Origin of the sequence: Vreelandella arcis, from assembly GCF_900103865.1 — a bacterium.
Taxonomy (GTDB): Bacteria; Pseudomonadota; Gammaproteobacteria; order Pseudomonadales; family Halomonadaceae; genus Vreelandella; species Vreelandella arcis.
On the sequence record NZ_FNII01000012.1, the window covers coordinates 75,941 to 94,882 of the forward strand.

General features: G+C 55.4%; 20 protein-coding genes. 10 read left to right on the forward strand and 10 right to left on the reverse strand.

The window, feature by feature from the left end:
- Positions 1–4: 4 nt before the first annotated feature.
- From BLR97_RS14545 to BLR97_RS14575, 7 genes are all read right to left on the reverse strand, one after another.
- Complete coding sequence (locus tag BLR97_RS14545) at positions 5–850, reverse strand: DUF2797 domain-containing protein (protein ID WP_089707253.1); 846 nt, start codon at positions 848–850, stop codon at positions 5–7.
- Positions 834–1,118, reverse strand: coding sequence for a YeaC family protein (locus BLR97_RS14550; protein ID WP_089707254.1), 285 nt, complete (start codon positions 1,116–1,118; stop codon positions 834–836). The genes BLR97_RS14545 and BLR97_RS14550 overlap by 17 nt, the downstream gene beginning before the upstream one ends.
- A gap of 14 nt (positions 1,119–1,132) precedes the next feature.
- Positions 1,133–1,978, reverse strand: a complete 846-nt coding sequence (locus tag BLR97_RS14555) for a rhomboid family intramembrane serine protease (protein WP_089707255.1) — start codon at positions 1,976–1,978, stop codon at positions 1,133–1,135.
- A 229-nt stretch (positions 1,979–2,207) separates the two neighbouring features.
- Positions 2,208–3,224, reverse strand: a complete 1,017-nt coding sequence (locus BLR97_RS14560; protein WP_089707256.1) for a metallophosphoesterase — start codon at positions 3,222–3,224, stop codon at positions 2,208–2,210.
- Positions 3,225–3,226: 2 nt separating this feature from the next.
- Entirely contained in the window at positions 3,227–4,123 is an 897-nt protein-coding gene (locus BLR97_RS14565) for an NAD(+) kinase (RefSeq protein WP_089707257.1), read from the reverse strand.
- Positions 4,124–4,222: 99 nt separating this feature from the next.
- Positions 4,223–5,092, reverse strand: coding sequence for a carboxylate/amino acid/amine transporter (locus BLR97_RS14570; RefSeq protein WP_089707258.1), 870 nt, complete (start codon positions 5,090–5,092; stop codon positions 4,223–4,225).
- A gap of 129 nt (positions 5,093–5,221) precedes the next feature.
- Complete coding sequence (locus BLR97_RS14575) at positions 5,222–5,746, reverse strand: YqaE/Pmp3 family membrane protein (RefSeq protein WP_089707259.1); 525 nt, start codon at positions 5,744–5,746, stop codon at positions 5,222–5,224.
- Positions 5,747–5,957: 211 nt separating this feature from the next.
- Between BLR97_RS14575 and BLR97_RS14580 the strand changes: the two genes are divergently transcribed.
- The 6 genes from BLR97_RS14580 (at position 5,958) to BLR97_RS14605 (ending at position 13,915) form a co-directional block, all read left to right on the forward strand.
- Positions 5,958–6,365, forward strand: a complete 408-nt coding sequence (locus BLR97_RS14580) for a CBS domain-containing protein (RefSeq protein WP_089707260.1) — start codon at positions 5,958–5,960, stop codon at positions 6,363–6,365.
- A 297-nt stretch (positions 6,366–6,662) separates the two neighbouring features.
- Positions 6,663–7,022 (forward strand): hypothetical protein, encoded by a 360-nt coding sequence (locus tag BLR97_RS14585; protein WP_089707261.1) that lies wholly within the window; start codon positions 6,663–6,665, stop codon positions 7,020–7,022.
- A 22-nt stretch (positions 7,023–7,044) separates the two neighbouring features.
- Positions 7,045–7,863, forward strand: coding sequence for an AraC family transcriptional regulator (locus tag BLR97_RS14590; RefSeq protein ID WP_089707262.1), 819 nt, complete (start codon positions 7,045–7,047; stop codon positions 7,861–7,863).
- 152 nt (positions 7,864–8,015) lie between these two features.
- Complete coding sequence (gene putA, locus BLR97_RS14595) at positions 8,016–11,207, forward strand: bifunctional proline dehydrogenase/L-glutamate gamma-semialdehyde dehydrogenase PutA (protein WP_089707263.1); 3,192 nt, start codon at positions 8,016–8,018, stop codon at positions 11,205–11,207.
- Positions 11,208–11,492: 285 nt separating this feature from the next.
- Positions 11,493–12,983 carry a sodium/proline symporter PutP gene (putP, locus tag BLR97_RS14600; RefSeq protein WP_089707264.1) on the forward strand — a complete coding sequence of 497 codons (1,491 nt, stop codon included), beginning with the start codon at positions 11,493–11,495 and terminating at the stop codon, positions 12,981–12,983.
- A gap of 305 nt (positions 12,984–13,288) precedes the next feature.
- Positions 13,289–13,915 carry an OmpW/AlkL family protein gene (locus BLR97_RS14605; RefSeq protein ID WP_089707265.1) on the forward strand — a complete coding sequence of 209 codons (627 nt, stop codon included), beginning with the start codon at positions 13,289–13,291 and terminating at the stop codon, positions 13,913–13,915.
- Between the two features lie 75 nt (positions 13,916–13,990).
- Here the strand turns inward: BLR97_RS14605 and BLR97_RS14610 are convergent, their stop codons facing one another.
- Positions 13,991–14,323 (reverse strand): YqcC family protein, encoded by a 333-nt coding sequence (locus BLR97_RS14610; RefSeq protein ID WP_089707266.1) that lies wholly within the window; start codon positions 14,321–14,323, stop codon positions 13,991–13,993.
- A 287-nt stretch (positions 14,324–14,610) separates the two neighbouring features.
- Between BLR97_RS14610 and BLR97_RS14615 the strand changes: the two genes are divergently transcribed.
- The 4 genes from BLR97_RS14615 to BLR97_RS14630 all read left to right on the forward strand — a co-directional run bounded on the left by BLR97_RS14615 (position 14,611) and on the right by BLR97_RS14630 (position 17,671).
- Complete coding sequence (locus BLR97_RS14615; protein ID WP_089707267.1) at positions 14,611–15,657, forward strand: DUF3549 family protein; 1,047 nt, start codon at positions 14,611–14,613, stop codon at positions 15,655–15,657.
- Between the two features lie 76 nt (positions 15,658–15,733).
- A complete protein-coding gene (locus BLR97_RS14620; RefSeq protein WP_089707268.1) occupies positions 15,734–16,174 on the forward strand; it encodes an ATP-dependent zinc protease family protein in 441 nt (146 codons plus the stop codon).
- Positions 16,175–16,226: 52 nt separating this feature from the next.
- Positions 16,227–17,135 (forward strand): 30S ribosomal protein S6--L-glutamate ligase, encoded by a 909-nt coding sequence (gene rimK / locus BLR97_RS14625; RefSeq protein WP_089707269.1) that lies wholly within the window; start codon positions 16,227–16,229, stop codon positions 17,133–17,135.
- A gap of 89 nt (positions 17,136–17,224) precedes the next feature.
- Positions 17,225–17,671: a hypothetical protein gene (locus tag BLR97_RS14630; RefSeq protein ID WP_089707270.1), complete on the forward strand. Its 447-nt coding sequence runs from the start codon at positions 17,225–17,227 to the stop codon at positions 17,669–17,671.
- Here the strand turns inward: BLR97_RS14630 and BLR97_RS14635 are convergent.
- Positions 17,668–18,348: a SanA/YdcF family protein gene (locus BLR97_RS14635; RefSeq protein WP_089707271.1), complete on the reverse strand. Its 681-nt coding sequence runs from the start codon at positions 18,346–18,348 to the stop codon at positions 17,668–17,670. The two genes, BLR97_RS14630 and BLR97_RS14635, sit on opposite strands and share 4 nt — an antisense overlap.
- Before the next feature lie 19 nt (positions 18,349–18,367).
- Positions 18,368–18,937, reverse strand: coding sequence for a putative Fe-S cluster assembly protein SufT (sufT, locus tag BLR97_RS14640; protein WP_089707272.1), 570 nt, complete (start codon positions 18,935–18,937; stop codon positions 18,368–18,370).
- Positions 18,938–18,942 lie beyond the last annotated feature (5 nt).

The following is an 18,942-nucleotide window of genomic DNA, read 5'->3' on the forward strand; positions in this document are numbered from 1 at the left end:
ATTATTAAGCCACGCTAACCTCATAGCCGGTAAACTTACGCAGATTGATCACCCCAGTATCCAACATTAAGTACTGGCCTTTGATGCCCTGCAGTATACCGCTGACCTCAGGCTTTTTATCAAAGTTATGCGAGACGATTTTGCTGGGAAACGACGCCACTGGATAGTGGAAGTCAGAACTTGAGGCGTCTAGCTCGCGAATGGCATCGGCACCGAATTCGCTTCTAAGTTGCCCAAGGCCGTTGGCTGTCGCTGCTAACAAGCGGTCTCGCTCGGTTTTTAAATCCAGTTCCGTCACCTCGCCTTTGAGCATAGCGCGCCAGTTGGTGCGGTCGCCTACGTGCTCTTTAAACAGCATTTCGACAAACCCAGACTGCTGGCGAGTATCCACTTCAAGAATGGGCAGCGCTTGAATAGCCCCCTGGTCTAGCCAACGGGTAGGCATTTGCGTCTTGCGGGTAATACCGACCTTTAAACCCGACGAATTGGCCAAGTAAACAATATGCGGCTGGAAGCAGTGTCGCTCGCCCCACTCAGGCTCACGGCAGGTGCCTTGGAAATAGTGGCAGGTTTCCGGCTTCATGATGCAGGTATCGCACTGGGCCAAACGCTTAAAGCAGGGGTAGCAATGGCCCTGGGCAAAGCTTTTTTTGGTAGCTCGGCCACAGTGGGTACAAGCAATGGCCCCTGTCCAACGCAAATTAAGGGGCTCACCGAGCCGCTCATTAAGCGCAATGCGATGCTCACCGGCGCGCAAATGGTAGACGACTTGCTCCTCTTGACGACCAGGTAGCGTTGCCGCCATTTTGCTCAAACAACCTTGCGTTGCCGCCTCAATCACGCGTGGCATCCTTGGCCAAGCCCGCCATTTCCGGCGACACACCTTCCCCGGTGGCCCCTGCGCCACAGGTACGCTGCTCCAGATACCCTACCCGGCTGGCTTCGGGCACATTGTTTTCGGCCTCAAAACGCATCACTGCCTCTAAACACAGTTCGGTTTGCTCGTCGGTCAGGCGGCGCCCATCGGGCCATTTACGCAACGACACGGCCTGCTTGAGGCTTTCGTAAATCGCCGGGGTCATCTGGTGAATCATTTTGTCGAAGGTCATATCGCTCATGCCAAGCTCCTCAATTAAGACCGTAAACGCCGCGCGCTATAATACCAGCCTGTCACCAACCCGACGAGCAGTCCGCCAAGGTGGGCTTCATTGGCCACGTTGCCAAAGCCGACCAGACCAGCCATATCTGTCATGGTGAACACCATCCACCCCAGCATGAACACAACCAGCATTTGCGGAACAAAAAAACCGCTTCCGGGTACCCGGCGCGACATCAGCCAAACATGCGCCAGCAAGGCATACACCACCCCGGACATACCACCGAACAACACCGTGCCGGTGGCGTATTGGGCAAGGTTGGCGCCTACCCCTGCCACGACTAATAGCAACAACAGCGTGCGCCCACCCTGCAATGCTTCCACCTGACGACCGAAATACCACACCCACATCAAGTTAAAAATCAGATGCATCCAGCCAAAATGCAGAAACGCTGGCGAAAGCAGCCGCCAAACCTGACCGCTGGCCAGCGTATCCGTTAGCGAGCTGTAGGTTAGCTCACCGCCCGCAATGCCTATCGGCACAATGGTCAAGGCCACAATCAACCGATCGCCCAAGACGCCTATCAACGCAAAGATAACCAAGCTCGCCGCCACCATGGACACGGTGACCGGTAGACGCTTAAGCGTTGAGAGCAGCGCGGGGGAATCCGTCGTTGAAGTATGCTCGGCTAATTCAAGAGACTCGCCTTGCTGCCAGCGGGCCACCAGGTTGACAAGCGCTTCACGTTGACCTGGGTCGGCGACCCAAAGCACCTGAGCATCGTCTTCAGCGGTAATGCGGTGTCCAATGCGATAACGCCAAAGCGCTTTGCGTAACGCCTGAGTGTCTGCATCGGGGGGTAAACGCATCACTGGGTGCATAGGCTTGCCTCGTGGTAACAGCGTGGGCCATGCGGCCAATTGAATAGAACACGCCTTGGCGTGGCAGTACAGTGGTAATCATTTCCACCAAAAAAAACCGGCGGAGGGGGCCGCCGGGTCAATAGCAAGGGATCATTCAAGGGAACACCTATTCAGACGGACGGCAGTAGGGTTAGTTCAGATGTTTCGAAAAAAATATGTAACTTAATGTATCTATCAATCATTCAACTTAGTCTTCGTCATCCAGCACCGTATTTAAAAAGCTTTGCTCTTCTCTATCCACCTGAATCCAAACGAAATGATCGGCATTTAATTGTACTTCGCCCTGCCAACGATAAGCGACCAAGCGACCATATTTGACGGCACTGTAATCTAAACAAGCTATATTGCCAGTCGGAAGCGCGGGGATGCCCTCACACCAATAATGGCCAATAAACAAGGGGGGCTCGTCTGGCCCGTAATAACTAAGCGTTTCACGCTCGGCTTGGGTGAGCGTTCGCTGCTCTAAATCGCCGGGCAAGTTATCGGGCTGGAAGGCGACGTCCCCCCAGCACTGTGGCGATGCCGCCCAAAAATGAGTGCGAAAACTGCGTCGCGTAAAGCCATCGCCTGAATGAATCGCCACGTTACGCGGAAGCTGAAGATGACTGCCCCGCGTTAAGCGATCCAAAATGCGAAACGCCTGGGTCGAGGGGTCGTGAGACGCCACCAGAAAGCGGTCATCTAGACGCCCATCGGGATAACGCTGTTTAAACTGACTGATTAGATCGTCATCCCAGCAGGCGTGCACCACGCGCATGCCGTCTTGTTCGATAAACAATGGAATGGTTTTAAACCAGGCCAGGGTATCTTCCCATTCGTTGGTGTGGTCACGGTATTGCGCCAGTGTGTCTTGAATAATGCGGTTGTGACGCGGGGTATGCTCGCGCAACCAGCGTTTCTCGCTACCCGGCGGTGCGGGATGGGTATAGGCAAGCGCGTTGTATTCATGATTCCCCATCACGATTTGCGCCTCGCCGGCTTCAACCATCCGCCGGGCCGTCGTCACGGCCAGCCGAATACGTGGCCCACGGTCGATAAGATCCCCCAAAAAGATGACCCGCCGTCGCGGATGGCGATACACACCGCCGCGTTTACGATACCCGAGCTTTTCAAGCAGCGTCACGAGCGTGGCACCACAGCCATGCACATCACCGATTAAATCGTAGCCTTCAAATACCGGCTTGGCGGCGATTCGGTTGACCATGCTCAGTCTCCCAACCGGTGGCTCCAGCCGAGCTTGCTGCGTAGCACCTCGTAAAAGTTGTGCCCAATGGGATGCACTAGCTGGACTCGTTCTGGCTTTCGGGTAATGACAACGACATCATCCGGTTTGGCAACCGACCGCGTTTGCCCATCGCAGCTTACGTGGGGATAGGATTGGTTGGTCTCGCCGATATGCAGGCGAATTTCGCTGGCCGCATCGATTACGATGGGGCGGCTGGAGAGCGTATGAGGGAACATCGGCACCAGGGTAATGACATCCAACTTCGGGTGCATGATCGGCCCGCCGCCGGATAACGCATAAGCGGTAGACCCTGTCGGCGTGGCGATGATCAGCCCATCACTGCGTTGGCTATAGACGAACTGCCCGTCAATAAACAGTTCAAACTCAATCATGCGAACGGCTTTCCCTGGGTGAACCACAATCTCGTTGAGCGCTTCGCCAGAGCCGACCATCACACCATTGCGGTATAGCGCCATGTCCAACAGGAAACGTTCTTCACGCTCGAACTCACCGGCCAGCACTTCACCAACGCGGGTTTCCAATTCATCCGGGGAAATATCGGTCAAAAAACCCAGACGACCCCGATTAACACCCAACATCAGCGTACCGCTGTGGCATAGCGTACGCGCTGCGCCCAGCAAGCTACCGTCGCCGCCGACCACAATCACCAAATCGCACAGCTCGCCTAACGCCCGACGATTGGCTTCTGGCTGGCCGTGGTGCGGAATCACCGTGGCGGTGCGATCTTCAACCAGCACACGGTAACGGTGCTCCACCAGGTAGTTAACTAAGCGCTGCAGCGAGTCGACGACTTTATCGCTGCCCAACCGGCCAATTAACCCAATGGTGTTAAATGGCCGCCGTGACTCCTTTGGCATATTCGATGACACAGCAGCTTCCTGAACATGATGGGTCGTGAGCCGACTCATAGACAATCAGCCCATTATGGCGAGGGGAAACAATGCGAGCAAATCGACTTACACCGGCTGTGCCTGCTGACGCTGCCGCCACCAATGATTCAGCCCGAGCGAAGCGGCCATGATCGCCGCGCCAAGCAACAGCCGCGACATATCGGCCTCGCGATTCCAGATCAGCAGATTGACAGCTAGGCCAGCGGGTATCAGCGCGTTATTCATGACCGCCAGTGTACCGGCATCCACTCGGGTAGCGCCTTGGTTCCAGGCAAAATAGCCCACGCCCGATGCCACCAGCCCAAGCCACGCCAACACACCCCATTGTATGCCGGTTGTCGGTAAGGCGGCGCTATTACCGAACAACAAGAACACCGGCAGCACAATAATCATGGCGCCTACATAAAACCAGCCGAAGACATTGTGCCAGGGCAAATCCGCTGGCAAATCAGCGGTTAAGCGCCGATAGCCCACTTGACCGATGGCGAAGCACAGGTTAGCGCCTTGAACCACCAAAAACCCCATCCAAAAACCACTGTCTACCCCGTCGTAACGGATAACCGCAGCGCCAATCACCGCCAAGACAGCGCTCACCAGGTAAATCGGTGTGAAACGCCCAAATAAAAGGTCGTCGAGCAGTGCAATATAAATCGGCGTAAAGATAGTAAACAGCAATACCTCGGGCACCGACAGCAATAAAAACGACTGATAAAAGAACGTATACATGATGCCGAGCTGGATAGCCCCGAGCGCCATCAGCGCTACACGCTGCTTACCTTGTAAGAGGCTGGGCCGTAAAAACGGCAAAAAAACCAGAGCGGCTAGCCCAACCCGCAGCAGTACCGCGAAATAGCTATCGACCTGCCCTGCCAGATACACCCCTATTAATGAAAAGGAGAACGCCCACAGGACGGTGACACCGACAAGATACGCCATCGTAAACCTCGGTATTTATAAAAGTTGACACGAATTATACGTATCGTACCACCGTTGCCAATGGCTCAGTGACGAAAACCCTCGCGCTTGCGGGAAGCATGGGGAGAATGCAGCCTGTGGGCAACCTACTTATGTCTGCCGGCGTAGCCACACCAATGCGAAAATAACCCCCGGCAACCAAACGCATAGGGTAAGTAACGCCGCGATCACCACGCGACGCGCGCCCCCTTCCGTCAGCCCAACCGCCAACGGCGGGAACAGCACGGCCAGCGCAAAATACGCGGCTTTAACCGACGAAGGCATGACGGTTAACGGTGCTGGTGGCTCTGCAGGCTCATCGCTGGATGGTTTTTCAGGCGTAAAATGTTCAACGCTATTATCAACAGGCCGAGCTGTCTCTGTGGCTGCCTGTTTCTCGGCGGTTGCTTTGCGATGGGCGTCTTTATCGATTTTTTGCGCCAGTGCGTCAGCATCGTGCGCCAAGTCATCGTGATAGCGCTCCCATTCTTCCCAATCATGAGGCGTACCCGACTTGGGGCGTTGCTGCCCTGCCCCTCTGGCACGCTCCCAGGATTTCTCTTCCAGTGTGTTGGGACGATCGGCATCACGATCTTGGGGCAGCCCTTTGCGGTTCAAATATTCACGTGCGTCCATAGTTTCTCCTCACGCTGGCTCCTCAAGCTGGGCCATGGGCTATTCGATCAGATAAAGACAACGATTGCGACGTCCGCGTCCCTTTCGTCAGCGCTTTAAAAGCGTTGAATGCCCTAAGTGGATGACCTTCGCATCTGAAGGTGAATCACCTAAAGTGAATAGTGCGACGGTTGGTTACAAGACGACCCTCTCACGCTAAAGGAGAGCCATTATGGCAACACCAACGCCCCATAACGTACGCGATATTATGTCTCGCGATTGTTATCGTGTCTCGCCCGAGATGTCGATTACCACGCTCGCCCAAGGGCTTGCCCTTCACCGCTTACCGGGCGCACCAGTGGTTGACCGGCACGACAATTTAATCGGCTTTATCTCAGAACAGGATGTGTTAGGCCGTGTTCTCGACAGCATATACCATGACGATGAGGCGCCGTTGGTCAAAGAGTTAATGCGCAATGAAGTGCTTAGCGTCACCCCGGCCAAAAGCATTACCGACTTAGCCCAGGAGATGCTGGGAGCTAAACCGAAAATATACCCCGTAGTTGAGCAGCGGCGCCTTGTCGGAATCGTCACCCGGCGAGATATCCTTGTGGCACTGCTGACCATTCGCCGTCATTAACGCCTGCATCGTTACCCAACAAGAGCCATGTCAGCACTGCAACAAACAGCGCTACTGCTATGAATAGTTAACAAGTAGATAGCAAAAAAAACCGCTGCTCATGGAGCAGCGGAAGCAAGGGATCAAAACAATAGACTAAGCAACACCATTAACGACTGCTATCGCTGCATTGCTTGTACATTCTCAGACACGCTGTGCGGAAAAAGTTCGTTAATTAGTAAAATTTTCGTATCGAAAGCCGTGAGCGGTATACTCAAAGACCTATGATTCTTGCGCTCAACCCCACGGGAGCTCTGCATGGCCCTCTATCTTTTGGTATTTGGAGTGTGTTTTCTGGTGATCGGCAGCGTCATTGCAGTGTTAATGACCTCCCGTACCCCTAGATATCGCACCGAACCAAAAGACCTGCTGGCTCTATTTGATAAAGCTCTTTCCAGCCAGGTCAGCGAAACGGAATGGAATGCGCTGATAGGCTACCCTATCCGGCATAATGAGTATTTAGAGGGCGTGCGACGCCGGGCAGCTCACTTGATGGATCAACATGGCAGGCGCTGGCAACTCGCCCAAGGCAAACCCTTACTCAACGACGAGGGACAAGCGGAGTTGCAAGCCCTGCGCGATCACTTAGCCGCCCATAGCGCCCTCCATGCACGTTAACGCAGGTGGCGACGGAGGTTTTATGCCCAGTACAATTCGCCGAATTCCGTTGGAAAGTGCCACGCGCCACCATTCCCATGACTTTCACCAGATTGTTATTACCCTATGTGGCGCGTCGGAATTTGAAATAGAGGGGCTTGGCGGCCGCGTCAATGCGTTTTCTGGATGCATAGTGCCCGCCAACCATGAGCATTATTACTCAGGTAGTGGCTATAACCGCCAGCTAATTTTGGATTTACCCGAAGAGGCTCCAGCGTTAACCGGCGAACAGCGCGAACTTGTCGCCCTGTTCGATGCGCCGCGCTTTTTTACCTTGGATGAATCGCTGCGCCATTACCTGGCATTTATGGAGAGCGAACTGGGCCAAACCATCCCTTCTGCTACCAACCCCTTTCAGCACGACCGCCTAGCGGCGGCGTTTGTAGGCGCGCTTAAAACACGTTTGGGCAACGACTCCAGCCCACCCCTGCGCCGCCTAAATATACGCCAGCTTGACCGTTTCATTCAGCAGCACCTTGCCGATGACCTACGCGTTGCCGACCTGGCACGGCTTGTCTGCTTAAGTGAAGCCCACTTTTCTGAACGGTTTCGACAGCAGACAGGCCTTTCCCCCTGGCAGTACGTTAAGCGACAACGATTGCATGCCGCCCACCAGCTTGTGGTTCAAAGTCATGTGTCGCTAACCGATATTGCTCTACAAACCGGGTTTGCCAATCAAAGCGCGCTCTCGCATGCATTTCGTCGAGGTTATGGCCTATCTCCACGCCAGCTTCGCCAAACACACCTACCGTCCAGCCCGTTGACATCGCGTTCAAACAGCGCGCTGGCGGAGCCTAGCTAACTCTACTAAAGTCGTAATATTAACGACTTGCCAAGAAATTGACACGTTTTCCCGCGAAAACGACATACACCAACGGTTGGCGCACTCTACATTCGACCGTTAGCTCAGGATTACGTCCTGTTACCCATCCGTTCCGACTTTGGGGGGCTTCGATGCTCAACGCCAAGACAATGCGTGACCCGGCCATCTGGCAAACCGACCTCGACACCTTAATGGCTCGCGTTAGCGATCATTATGTCGTCGATGAAGAAAGCTTCGTTGGCGAATTGATAACACTGCTCGACGTTGACAGCGATGACTTCAAGCGAATCGAAGCCAATACCGCAGCGCTCGTGCGCGACGTGCGCAAGATGGACACCGCGGTTGATACGATTGACGAGCTTCTCCAGCAGTACAGCCTGGATACCCACGAGGGACTCATGCTGATGTGCCTGGCGGAAGCCATGCTGCGTATTCCCGATAAAGCCACCGCCGATGCGTTAATTGAAGACAAACTGGGCCCTGCCGATTGGCAGTCGCACGTGGGTAAAAGCGAGTCCTGGATGGTCAACGCCTCTACCTGGGGCTTATTGATGACCGGCCGCGTACTCAAAATGGATCACCCGCGCGAAGGACAACCGGCCAACTTCATCAATCGCATGGTTAATCGCCTGGGCGAGCCCGTTATTCGCCGCGCGATGTATGAAGCCATGAAAATCATGGGCAAGCAGTTCGTCTTGGGACGTGACATCGACGAAGCACTCAAACGCTCCAAACCACTGTTTAATAAAGGCTACACCTACTCCTACGACATGCTGGGTGAAGCCGCCCGCACGCGGGACGACGCGAAGCGTTACTTTGATGACTACGCCCGAGCGATCGAACAGGTCGGCAAAGCATGCAAGACCATGGGCGATAAAACGCCTGCCCCGTCGATCTCTATTAAGCTATCGGCACTTCATCCCCGCTACGAATTTGGCCGCCGCGAGCAGGTACTTACTGAACTGGTCGATACCGTGATTAAGCTGGTGACTAAGGCGCGCGAACTTGATGTCGCGGTCACCATCGACGCCGAAGAAATCGACCGTCTTGAGCTATCGCTTGAAGTATTCCGTGCCGTATATGAAAGCAACGCCGCAAAAGGCTGGGGACACTTTGGCCTGGTGGTTCAGGCATACGCCAAACGCGCTTTGCCGGTACTGCATTACATTAACCGACTGGCCGAGCAACAGGGCGACGAGATTCCGCTGCGTTTGGTAAAAGGTGCTTACTGGGATACCGAGATCAAAGAATCCCAGCAGTTAGGCGTGGAAGGCTACCCGGTCTTTACCCGTAAGGCGGGCACCGATGTGGCCTATTTGGCCTGCGCCCAGTTCCTTCTTTCCAGCGACACTAACGGGCGCATCTTCCCCCAGTTCGCCACTCACAATGCGCATACCATCACCACCATTTTGGAACTGGCTAACCACGACAGCCGTCCGTTCGAGTTTCAGCGCCTGCACGGAATGGGCGAAGCGCTTTACGATGCGGCCCTCGAGCGCGCCCCCAAAGGCACCTACTGCCGTATTTATGCGCCCGTAGGCGCCCATAAGGATCTGCTGCCCTACTTGGTGCGCCGCCTATTAGAAAACGGCGCTAACTCCTCGTTTGTGCATCAGTTGGTCGACCCTGACGTGCCGATTGAGTCACTTTGCCAACACCCTGTGGAAACGCTTCGCCAACAATCGTCGCTCGCCAACCCACTTATCCCCCTCCCCAAGGATATCTACGGCCCGAAACGCAAAAATTCAAAAGGAGTGAATTTGAATATCAGAAGCCACTATCAGCCGTTGATGGATGCAATGGCGAGCTTCATGGACAAGCAGTATCCGGCTAAGCCGTTACTGGCGTTTGACGTCGAAGACGACGCAGCCAATACCCACCAGGTCACCTCGCCTTACGACCGTCGTCAAACCGTCGGCAGCGTTCAATGGACTAGCAAAGAGCAAGCCGCTAAGGCCGTAGACGCCGCCTGGGCTGCTTTCCCCCGTTGGGAGGCCACACCGGCTGCCGAGCGCGCCGCTATCCTGCGTCGGCTAGCCGATTTGATGGAAGAGCACATGCCGGAGTTGATGACGCTGTGCTCCCGCGAAGGTGGCAAGCTACTCACCGACGGCGTTGATGAGATTAAAGAAGCCGTCGATTTTTGCCGTTACTACGCCATGCGTGCTGAGGAATCGTTTGGCGAGCCAATCGATTTACCCGGCCCTACTGGCGAATCCAATCAGCTAGTGATGGGCGGCAAAGGCGTGTTTGCGGCGATTAGCCCTTGGAACTTCCCGGTGGCTATTTTCTGCGGCCAGGTGGTAGCGGCTGCCGTGTCGGGTAATACCGTGCTGGCCAAACCCGCCGAGCAAACGTCCATCGTTGCCCACCGCGTGATCGAGCTGCTCCATGAAGCCGGTATGCCCCGCGATGTGGTGCAGCTATTGCCTGGCGATGGCCCGACGGTGGGCAGCGTATTGACCTCCGACCCTCGCATTACCGGCGTGGTGTTCACCGGAGGCACCGATACCGCGCAAATTATCAACCGCGCCCTGGTGGCCCGCGAAAACGCACCGCTGCCAACTTTGATCGCCGAAACCGGCGGCATGAACGCCATGATCGTTGACTCGACTGCATTGCCCGAGCAAGTCGTGGTGGATGTGATTCAGTCGGCGTTTCAGAGCGCAGGGCAACGCTGTTCAGCGCTACGCGTTTTGTATCTACAAGACGACGTTGCCGACCGGGTTATTGAGATCCTTAAGGGCGCGATGAACGAACTGCGCATTGGCGACCCTCGTGATCTCGGCACCGATGTGGGCCCCGTCATCGACGAAGACGCGCGAAACGGGTTGTTAGAACATATTGAAAAATTAAAAGGCGAGAACCGTTTGGTGGCTGAAACCCCCATGGCCGCCGAACACACCCAGGATGGCACCTTTGTGGCGCCAGCCGCCTTTATCATCGACAGCATCGACGCCCTCACCCGCGAGCAGTTTGGCCCGATATTGCACATCGTGCGTTACAAGGCCAATGCGATCGATCAAGTGATTAACGACATCAACGGCCGGGGATATGGCCTGACGTTTGGGGTACATAGCCGCAACGAATCCTTTGCCGCTGAAATAGCGCAGAAAATTCGGGTAGGCAATGTGTATATAAACCGAAATATCATCGGTGCGGTAGTAGGCGTCCAGCCATTCGGTGGTCAAGGACTGTCAGGTACCGGCCCCAAAGCCGGTGGGCCGCATTACCTGCTGCGTTTTGCGACTGAGAAAACCATTACCAATAATACCGCCGCTCTAGGTGGGAACGCGTCGCTACTGGCGCTTGGCGATGAGTGAGCCGCTCATCACATCAATAACCTAAACTCCTGAAAAGGAAGCGTCTGATGGGGAAAAATAATAGGGATATCGCCGGTCGTGTGCTCAACCTGGGGAACGCTGAGCACCACCGTGCAAACAACCTCGCTGAGAACATCACAGCCAGACGATCTATGGGGCTCCTTTCGTGAATACGAATCGGGGTGACAACAACAAGACTGCGCCGCTACCAACGCCTTGTTGGTAAGCGCACCAATCTGTCGGCACCACGCCCGACTTAATAACTAAGAAACAGGAGACGTTTTTATGGCCATTGGCGTTTGGATCAGCCTTATTGCTTACTTTGTGCTCATGATCGGCATCGGCCTTTATGCCATGCGCAAAGCCACCTCCACCTCCGAAGACTACATGCTGGGTGGACGAACCCTCAGCCCCAAGGTCGCGGCCCTTTCGGCGGGCGCATCGGATATGAGCGGTTGGTTGCTGCTGGGCCTGCCGGGGGCAATGTTCGTATCGGGCCTTGGCTCGGCCTGGATCGGTATTGGTCTGTTTGTCGGTGCCTTCTTCAACTGGGTGCTGGTGGCGCCGCGGCTTCGTGAGCAGACGGTTCACTATGGCAATGCGATCACCATTCCAGCCTTCCTGGCAAACCGGTTCCCGACCCGCGCGCTTTCACTGCGCACGGTGTCGGCCATCGTCATCGTCATCTTCTTCTCGGTCTACACGGCATCTGGCCTGGTGGCCGGCGGCAAGCTGTTTGAAAGCGCCTTTGCCGGGGTCGTGAACATTGGGGGCATGAGCGACTACGGGGCGGGCGTGTTGATCACGCTGGGCGTCGTACTGGTCTATACCGTGGTCGGGGGTTTCCTGGCGGTCAGCATGACGGACTTCGTGCAAGGCTGCATCATGATGCTGGCACTGGTGATCATGCCGGCGGTGGTACTCTTTGGCGAAGGCGGTGGCGGCTACGGCCAGGCGTCACAGACCCTCAATGAGGTCGATCCCACGCTGCTATCTTGGACGGAAGGATTGACCTTTATCGGCTGGCTTTCAGCGGTCACCTGGGGGCTTGGGTACTTCGGCCAGCCGCACATCATCGTACGCTTCATGGCGATCCGGACGCTCAAGGATGTGCCGATTGCCCGCAACATCGGCATGAGCTGGATGGCCATCTCGCTGATCGGCGCGGTGTCGCTGGGTATCTTTGGCCGGGCCTACGCCGTTCGCAACGGCATGGATGTCGAAGATCCGGAAACCATCTTTATTATCCTGGCGGAGCTGCTGTTCCACCCGCTGATCACCGGCTTCCTGTATGCGGCGCTGCTGGCGGCGGTCATGAGCACCATTTCCAGTCAGCTCCTGGTAGCCTCTTCTTCGCTTACCGAGGACTTCTATCGCCTGTTCCTGCGCAAAGAAGCCACGGACAAGGAATGCGTGAACGTGGGCCGTATCAGCGTCGTCCTGGTGGGCCTGGTCGCCGCCGTGATTGCGTCGGATCCGGACTCTCAGGTGCTCGGGCTGGTGAGTAACGCCTGGGCAGGCTTCGGTGCGGCGTTTGGCCCGCTGATTATCCTCTCGCTGATGTGGTCGCGCACCAACGGTGCCGGCGCCATTGCCGGCATGGTCGTGGGTGCCGCCACCGTCATGATCTGGATTGCATTGGGCTGGAACGCGTCGTTCATGGGCGGCCCTGGCGTTTACGAGATCATCCCTGGCTTCATCGCGGCCTTCATCGCCATCCTGGCGGTAAGCAGCGCAACGGCCGATGCCGGTGAGTACCAGCATATTGCTCGCTAAACGAGCGCGAAGCACGCACTCAACGTAGTCAATACGAAGATAATGAGACCTTCCCGTGTCAGGTACACCGACACGGGAAGGTCTCTTGCGTTTCAGAAACCCCATTCGCAGCATCGCAAGGCGACACTTGGCAATTTCTCAATCCCTTCCGGACGACCACGGTAAAACGTCAACTGTCCCTACAGAACTTTGGTCTAATAACTCTTTGCCTTGGATCAATAACTCGCTCTAAGAGTCTCGCTAAACTGTTTGCATCGTTAAACGGCTACTGAATGGCCGCCCAGTGTGCAACCAGGAGTAAATCCATGCGTAAAGCCATCCTACCTACCCTTCTTGTAACCACTGTTGCCGCTACGGCAATGATCGCCAGCAGCCAGGCGTTCGCCTACGGCGCTGGTGACTTTTTCACACGCGTTGGCGTGGCCAAAGTAGCCCCTAACAGCGATAACGGCGAGCTACTCGGCGGTGCTGAAGTCAACGTTGACTCAGAAAGCGGACCGGCATTCACGCTGGGCTATCGCTTTCACGACACCTTCGGCGTCGAACTATTGGCCGCCTTACCCTTTAAGCACAATCTGCAAGTAGACGGCGTTACCGATGGGTCAACCGAACACCTTCCCCCCACGCTCACCTTTCAGTATTACCCACTAGGCGGCAGCGCTGCCCGTGTCCAGCCCTATCTAGGGGCGGGCATCAATTACACCCATTTTTCGGACGAAAAGACCGACATTGGGGCGTCCCTAGAACTGGAAGACTCATGGGGGGTTGCAGGGCAAGTGGGCGTTGATTTACTGATTGATGATCAATGGGCGTTAAACGCAGCCGCTTGGTACATTGATATCGATAGCGATGCCAAAATTAACGGCGCTTCTGCAGGCAATGTGGAGATTGATCCCGTCGTAGTTATGGGTGGGATCAGCTATCGTTTCTAACTGGTAGCGCCATGGTAAAGCGTGCATCACGCTGAACGGCTACGGCCCCCGATGACTCATCAGGGGCCGGTTCAATTAGTTATCGGTGACCAGCTGGTCGATTCGCTCGACAGCCTTAAGCACTAACACATGATCACTCGCTCGAATATTCTCTTGCTTGAGATATACCCCCACAGCAGGCGCTACATCACACGTGGCGGGCATTGCCGCACCTGCGTCAGCCAGCGCATTTAACCGGGCAATAAATACAAAGCGCAGCCATTGAATCAGCGACATCGTGTCGACACAGAATGGCTGCTGGCTGTCAAAAGCAGACGCCTCCGGGGTCGGCACGCGCCACAGGTTGGCGGCCTTCAGGGTAGCCTCAAGCTCAAGAAGCGCGGTATGAAGCTGTTGATGGACGCTCATAAACCACCTACGTTAAATCTAAAGTGTGAAATATCATTATCCCAACTCTATCGCCGAGTTGCCACTCATCGCCCGTCCGTCCACCACATCCACAGATTCACAGAAAACCTGCAAGAGACTGTGGATAAGCTATGGAAAGATGTCGCAGCTGCGTTTCCCATGGGGGTTAGGGATGACTGTTTAATTTTTAACCAAACGGTAAAAAAAGAGGTGATATTATCGATGGATACGGCTGACAGGCCGGTATCTGCAAGGTAGAGTGCAGGCTTGCAAAGAGAAAGGACATTATGCAGCCAATCCGCACCCTAGACGAATTCTTTCAACGCAGCGGAGCAAGCGTCTCGCTCTATCATATGGGTCGTCGTGTCACAGCGTGCCCCAGCAATGCGTTGAGCGAATTAGAAAATGCGCAGACCCCGTGGCCCGCGCCCTGGCAGGGCCAGGCACGTATGGCCATTGTGTTTCGGCTGGGGGATATGCCCGAACCGGCGATTTGGTTTCTGGCTCTGCCGCTGGACGAAGAAGGCCGTTTAGTGCCCGCCCAGCGCGACGCGTTTTTGGATCGCTTACTCGAAACCCTCGGCCGCAACGTCTCAGCGCTCGGCCAGGATAGCGCGTCAAAGGTGGATAACTTGATGAAGGATAACCCGCTCGCCTTTACGCCGAGTGCGCCTTTTCAAGCGATGCTAAACGCTCGCGCCACCTATGATCTTGCGTTACCTGCCAGTCAACATTTTGAATCAGTGAACGCCTACCTGCGCAACCCAAAGGCGCTAGACTGGCAACAGTTGGGTTTGCAGGGAGTTGCCGACACCGTTGTCCGCCTGGATGACGATGTAGCGGATCGGTTGTCGACGCAATTCTCGGCGTTACCCACAGACGTAGTGCAGGCATTTTGCTATTGTCTAGAGCATCAGGCACTGCCTGAAGGCCTGGTTAAGGCCTTGCGTGACCGGGGTGAACATGCCAAGGCCACTGGCGATTTAGAAACGCTGTGCGCCTGCGTGCGTGCGATGGGAGCCACTGAGACCCCCACCGTCGGCGATTGGTACTCCCAACTGCTGCGCGATGAAACCACTTGCGGGCCCGACGTACTGGCAGCGATGGCAGGTCGAGGCTGGTTGCATTTAGAAGATGGCGAGCGCCTACCGCTGTTTCTTTCACGTCTAGCGGATGACGAACGAACCGATTTTATTGCCGTGGTGAGAGACTTGGCGCTGATTCCTCGGCTACGCTTGCCCATACTCATGGCGCTGCGTGATGCACCGGAAGAATCAACCATTCGTAGTCGTTTGGATGCCCTGTCGGCGCACACGGGCCAACCGTTAGCTTGATTATTGATAATGCTGAAGAATGCCCGATGAATATAATAAGCGTGATAGTGAATCATAGGCGTTCTAAGGAGCGGTTTTGAAAGAACTCCCATATCAGGCCAAAGCAGTCATTGGCCGTCGTGAAATGGTGTATTTGCCTGATCTGTCGCTTCACCTGTGTTGCAAGGCAGACACCGGTGCGCGCACTTCGGCGCTGCATGCCGAGCAAGTAGAGACCCACGAAGACGAGCACGGCCAGCTTTGGGTTAGCTTTATCACGCACAGCGGCGGGCCGGAAACCCCCGCCCATCGACTAACGGTGCATTTGCACGACCGACGCCGCGTGACCAGCTCGAACGGCCACGGGGAATGGCGTTATGTCATCCGTACGCCAATGCGCCTAGGCGATTTAAACTTTCCGGTTGAACTAAGCCTGACGGACCGCAGCAATATGCGCCACCCCATGCTTCTGGGACGCCGCGCGATGCGCCGTTTTCTAGTCGCACCGGGCGCTGCGTTTTTACACGGCGAACCCTAACGTTCCACGCTATTTTTTCCACTACGCCCTTCGACCAGGCTTGGAGTTTCGCATGCATATCGCTTTGCTTTCCCGTAATCGCAACCTTTACTCAACTCGCCGCCTGGTGGAAGCGGCCGAGAGCCGTGGACACACCGCCCGGGTCGTCGACACGCTACGTTGCTATATGAGCATTGCCTCGCACCATCCGTCGATCCACTACAAGGGTGAAGAAATCGAACCTTTTGATGCGGTCATTCCACGCATCGGTTCATCCGTCACTTTTTACGGCTGTGCAGTCCTTCGCCAGTTTGAAATGATGGGCACCTACGTTATTAATGATAACGTTTCCATTACGCGCTCACGGGATAAGCTGCGCTCGCTTCAACTGCTGTCGCGCAAAGGGCTGGGCTTACCGATTACCGGCTTTGCTCACTCACCGGACGATATCCCCGACCTAATCACTATGGTCAAAGGCGCACCGCTGGTGATTAAATTGCTAGAGGGCACCCAAGGCATTGGTGTGGTCTTGGCCGAAACCAACCAAGCGGCCGAGTCAGTTATTCAGGCCTTTATGGGCATGAAAGCCAATATTATGGTGCAGGAGTACATCAAAGAGGCACGCGGCGCCGATATTCGCTGCCTCGTGATCGGCGATAAAGTGGTCGCCTCCATGAAGCGACAAGCGGCGGATGGCGAGTTCCGCTCAAATCTACACCGCGGGGGAACAGCCAGCGTTATTCGGATTACCCCGGAAGAACGCTCAACGGCCATCCGCGCGGCGAAAGCCATGGGGCTACGGGTCGCCGGTGTTGACTTGTTACGCTCCAATCATGGCCCTGTGATCATGGAGGTTAACTCCTCGCCAGGCTTACATGGCATTGAGAGCGCCACGGGAAAAGACATTGCCAGCATGATTATTGAGCACATCGAAAAGAATGCCATGCCCGCGCGTAAAGCACCGCCTAAGCCGAAAGGCTAATAGGTATTTGCATAAAATAATTCGTTATGGGGGTGGCAAATCCATCGCGCCCCCGCCACAATCTGCGTCACCGAAGGAGGTAGACGCTCATGTTTCTCGACAATCGCCAAGTGGCGATGGACAGCGCACTGGAAGCGCTGGCCGATAGCATTGATTATTTTCAGGATAATATCGAACGCCTGCGCCCTTCCCTGCGCGAGGCATTAAAGCCGCATTACACCGCACGTTTGGACACCATGCACCAGCTGCAAGAGCTGGCACGCACGCACCTAAAAATGCTGCCGCGCGATGCCGACGTTGAGCGGGATGACTTTTTATGGCTTTGGAGCCGTATAAAAAGCTTTGTAGGCAACGACAGTCAGGTGCTGATTAACGAGCTGTTAGAGCAGGAGCGCGTCTTGATGCAGGCATTGTCGACGCTGTTTACCCATCCGCTACCGGATCCCATTGAGCCCGTCATTGAGCAATGCATGAAAGGCTGTCGTCAGTTGATCCGAGAGCTTTACGAGCTGCAAAAACGCAAGACCCGCCGCTAGTCCGTGCGCGCGGGCAAGGTGTGAATGGGCTCAGCTGGGCCTAGAAAGTAAGGTTCCCGCCCCCAAATATAGAGATCACCGAGCGTTGCAACCCTCGCGGCCCACTCACGAAGCCGCACTTGCCAACTACCTGCTCCGTCGCGCTCTTGCGCTACGCAGCCTGTTACCTGCATGCCTAATGCCTGGCCAATAAAAATTGCTCTGGGCAAGTGCCAGTTCTGGGTAATTAATACTGCTTCGTCTAGCTGAAAGACGTCACGCGCCCTCACTAAAGTGTCATAGGTACTGAAACCGGCAAAGTCCATTGTCAATTGCTCGGCGGCGACGCCACGGCGGGATAAATCGCGCCACATAGCGCGCGGTTCGTTATAAGCCTGGGTGCGATTATCACCCGACAACAGCAGATGCTGTACTTTTTGCTGGTCAATCAAGCGAGCAGCTGTGCGCATTCGCGCATGAAAGTGCGGGTTTCGCATGCCGCTGCGTGTCCAGTTGGACGTGCCAAACACCACGCCCACCTCTGCAGGCACGCACTGGGATACCGGCGCATAAATGAAAGGGGCCGTTCGACCTAACACCCACAGATTGGCACCCACAAACAGTAATGTCGCCAGAAGCAGTAACGCTCCCAGCGACATTAATGTTCGCGATATCCACTTAAGCAGCGGTATACGCATCTAGCGTACCCTACCGGTGTTAAAACATACCAAGCTCAAGCCTCGCCTCTTCGCTCATCATGTCCCGGCTCCAGGGCGGGCTGAAGACAATCTCGGTATGCACCTTACTGATTTGCGGCGCGCCAAGTATTTTATTACGCGCATCAGCCGCGATAACATCGCCCATACCGCACCCAGGTGCGGTGAGCGTCATACGAATGGTCACCATTCGTTCACCACTGATCAACCGCTCAATGCGACAGCCGTAAACAAGCCCCAGGTCGACAATATTGACCGGTATCTCCGGATCGAAGCAGGTTTGCAATTGATCCCAAACGAACTGCTCGATTTCATCTTCCGTGGCGCTTTCATGTAGCGTAGGGCGAGGTAGCGGAGGAAGCCCCAGCGCATCAAGATTACTGCCTTCGATTAAGAATAACCGACCCTCGAAGCCGACGCTGACCGTACTGCCCTTAGCCTGCATAACGCTGACCACACTGTCTTCCGCGAGTTGCTCGGTACTCCCGAACGGAATCGCTATCGCCTCCACGTCTCGCTGGAGAGGTAAGCTTTGCCCACGCTGCAGGCTGGCCACTTGCTCGATATCCATAAGCT

Bases quoted from the DNA above. Each gene is read 5' to 3' on its own strand.
- BLR97_RS14590 (WP_089707262.1), top strand. From the start codon at position 7,045: ATGCCCAGTACAATTCGCCGAATTCCGTTGGAAAGTGCCACGCGCCAC.
- BLR97_RS14635 (WP_089707271.1), bottom strand. From the start codon at position 18,348: ATGCGTATACCGCTGCTTAAGTGGATATCGCGAACATTAATGTCGCTG.
- BLR97_RS14585 (WP_089707261.1), top strand. From the start codon at position 6,663: ATGGCCCTCTATCTTTTGGTATTTGGAGTGTGTTTTCTGGTGATCGGC.
- rimK (WP_089707269.1), top strand. From the start codon at position 16,227: ATGCATATCGCTTTGCTTTCCCGTAATCGCAACCTTTACTCAACTCGC.
- BLR97_RS14580 (WP_089707260.1), top strand. From the start codon at position 5,958: ATGGCAACACCAACGCCCCATAACGTACGCGATATTATGTCTCGCGAT.
- BLR97_RS14615 (WP_089707267.1), top strand. From the start codon at position 14,611: ATGCAGCCAATCCGCACCCTAGACGAATTCTTTCAACGCAGCGGAGCA.
- BLR97_RS14555 (WP_089707255.1), bottom strand. From the start codon at position 1,978: ATGCACCCAGTGATGCGTTTACCCCCCGATGCAGACACTCAGGCGTTA.
- BLR97_RS14550 (WP_089707254.1), bottom strand. From the start codon at position 1,118: ATGAGCGATATGACCTTCGACAAAATGATTCACCAGATGACCCCGGCG.
- putP (WP_089707264.1), top strand. From the start codon at position 11,493: ATGGCCATTGGCGTTTGGATCAGCCTTATTGCTTACTTTGTGCTCATG.
- BLR97_RS14605 (WP_089707265.1), top strand. From the start codon at position 13,289: ATGCGTAAAGCCATCCTACCTACCCTTCTTGTAACCACTGTTGCCGCT.
- BLR97_RS14565 (WP_089707257.1), bottom strand. From the start codon at position 4,123: ATGCCAAAGGAGTCACGGCGGCCATTTAACACCATTGGGTTAATTGGC.
- BLR97_RS14610 (WP_089707266.1), bottom strand. From the start codon at position 14,323: ATGAGCGTCCATCAACAGCTTCATACCGCGCTTCTTGAGCTTGAGGCT.
- sufT (WP_089707272.1), bottom strand. From the start codon at position 18,937: ATGGATATCGAGCAAGTGGCCAGCCTGCAGCGTGGGCAAAGCTTACCT.
- BLR97_RS14570 (WP_089707258.1), bottom strand. From the start codon at position 5,092: ATGGCGTATCTTGTCGGTGTCACCGTCCTGTGGGCGTTCTCCTTTTCA.
- putA (WP_089707263.1), top strand. From the start codon at position 8,016: ATGCTCAACGCCAAGACAATGCGTGACCCGGCCATCTGGCAAACCGAC.
- BLR97_RS14545 (WP_089707253.1), bottom strand. From the start codon at position 850: ATGCCACGCGTGATTGAGGCGGCAACGCAAGGTTGTTTGAGCAAAATG.
- BLR97_RS14560 (WP_089707256.1), bottom strand. From the start codon at position 3,224: ATGGTCAACCGAATCGCCGCCAAGCCGGTATTTGAAGGCTACGATTTA.
- BLR97_RS14575 (WP_089707259.1), bottom strand. From the start codon at position 5,746: ATGGACGCACGTGAATATTTGAACCGCAAAGGGCTGCCCCAAGATCGT.
- BLR97_RS14630 (WP_089707270.1), top strand. From the start codon at position 17,225: ATGTTTCTCGACAATCGCCAAGTGGCGATGGACAGCGCACTGGAAGCG.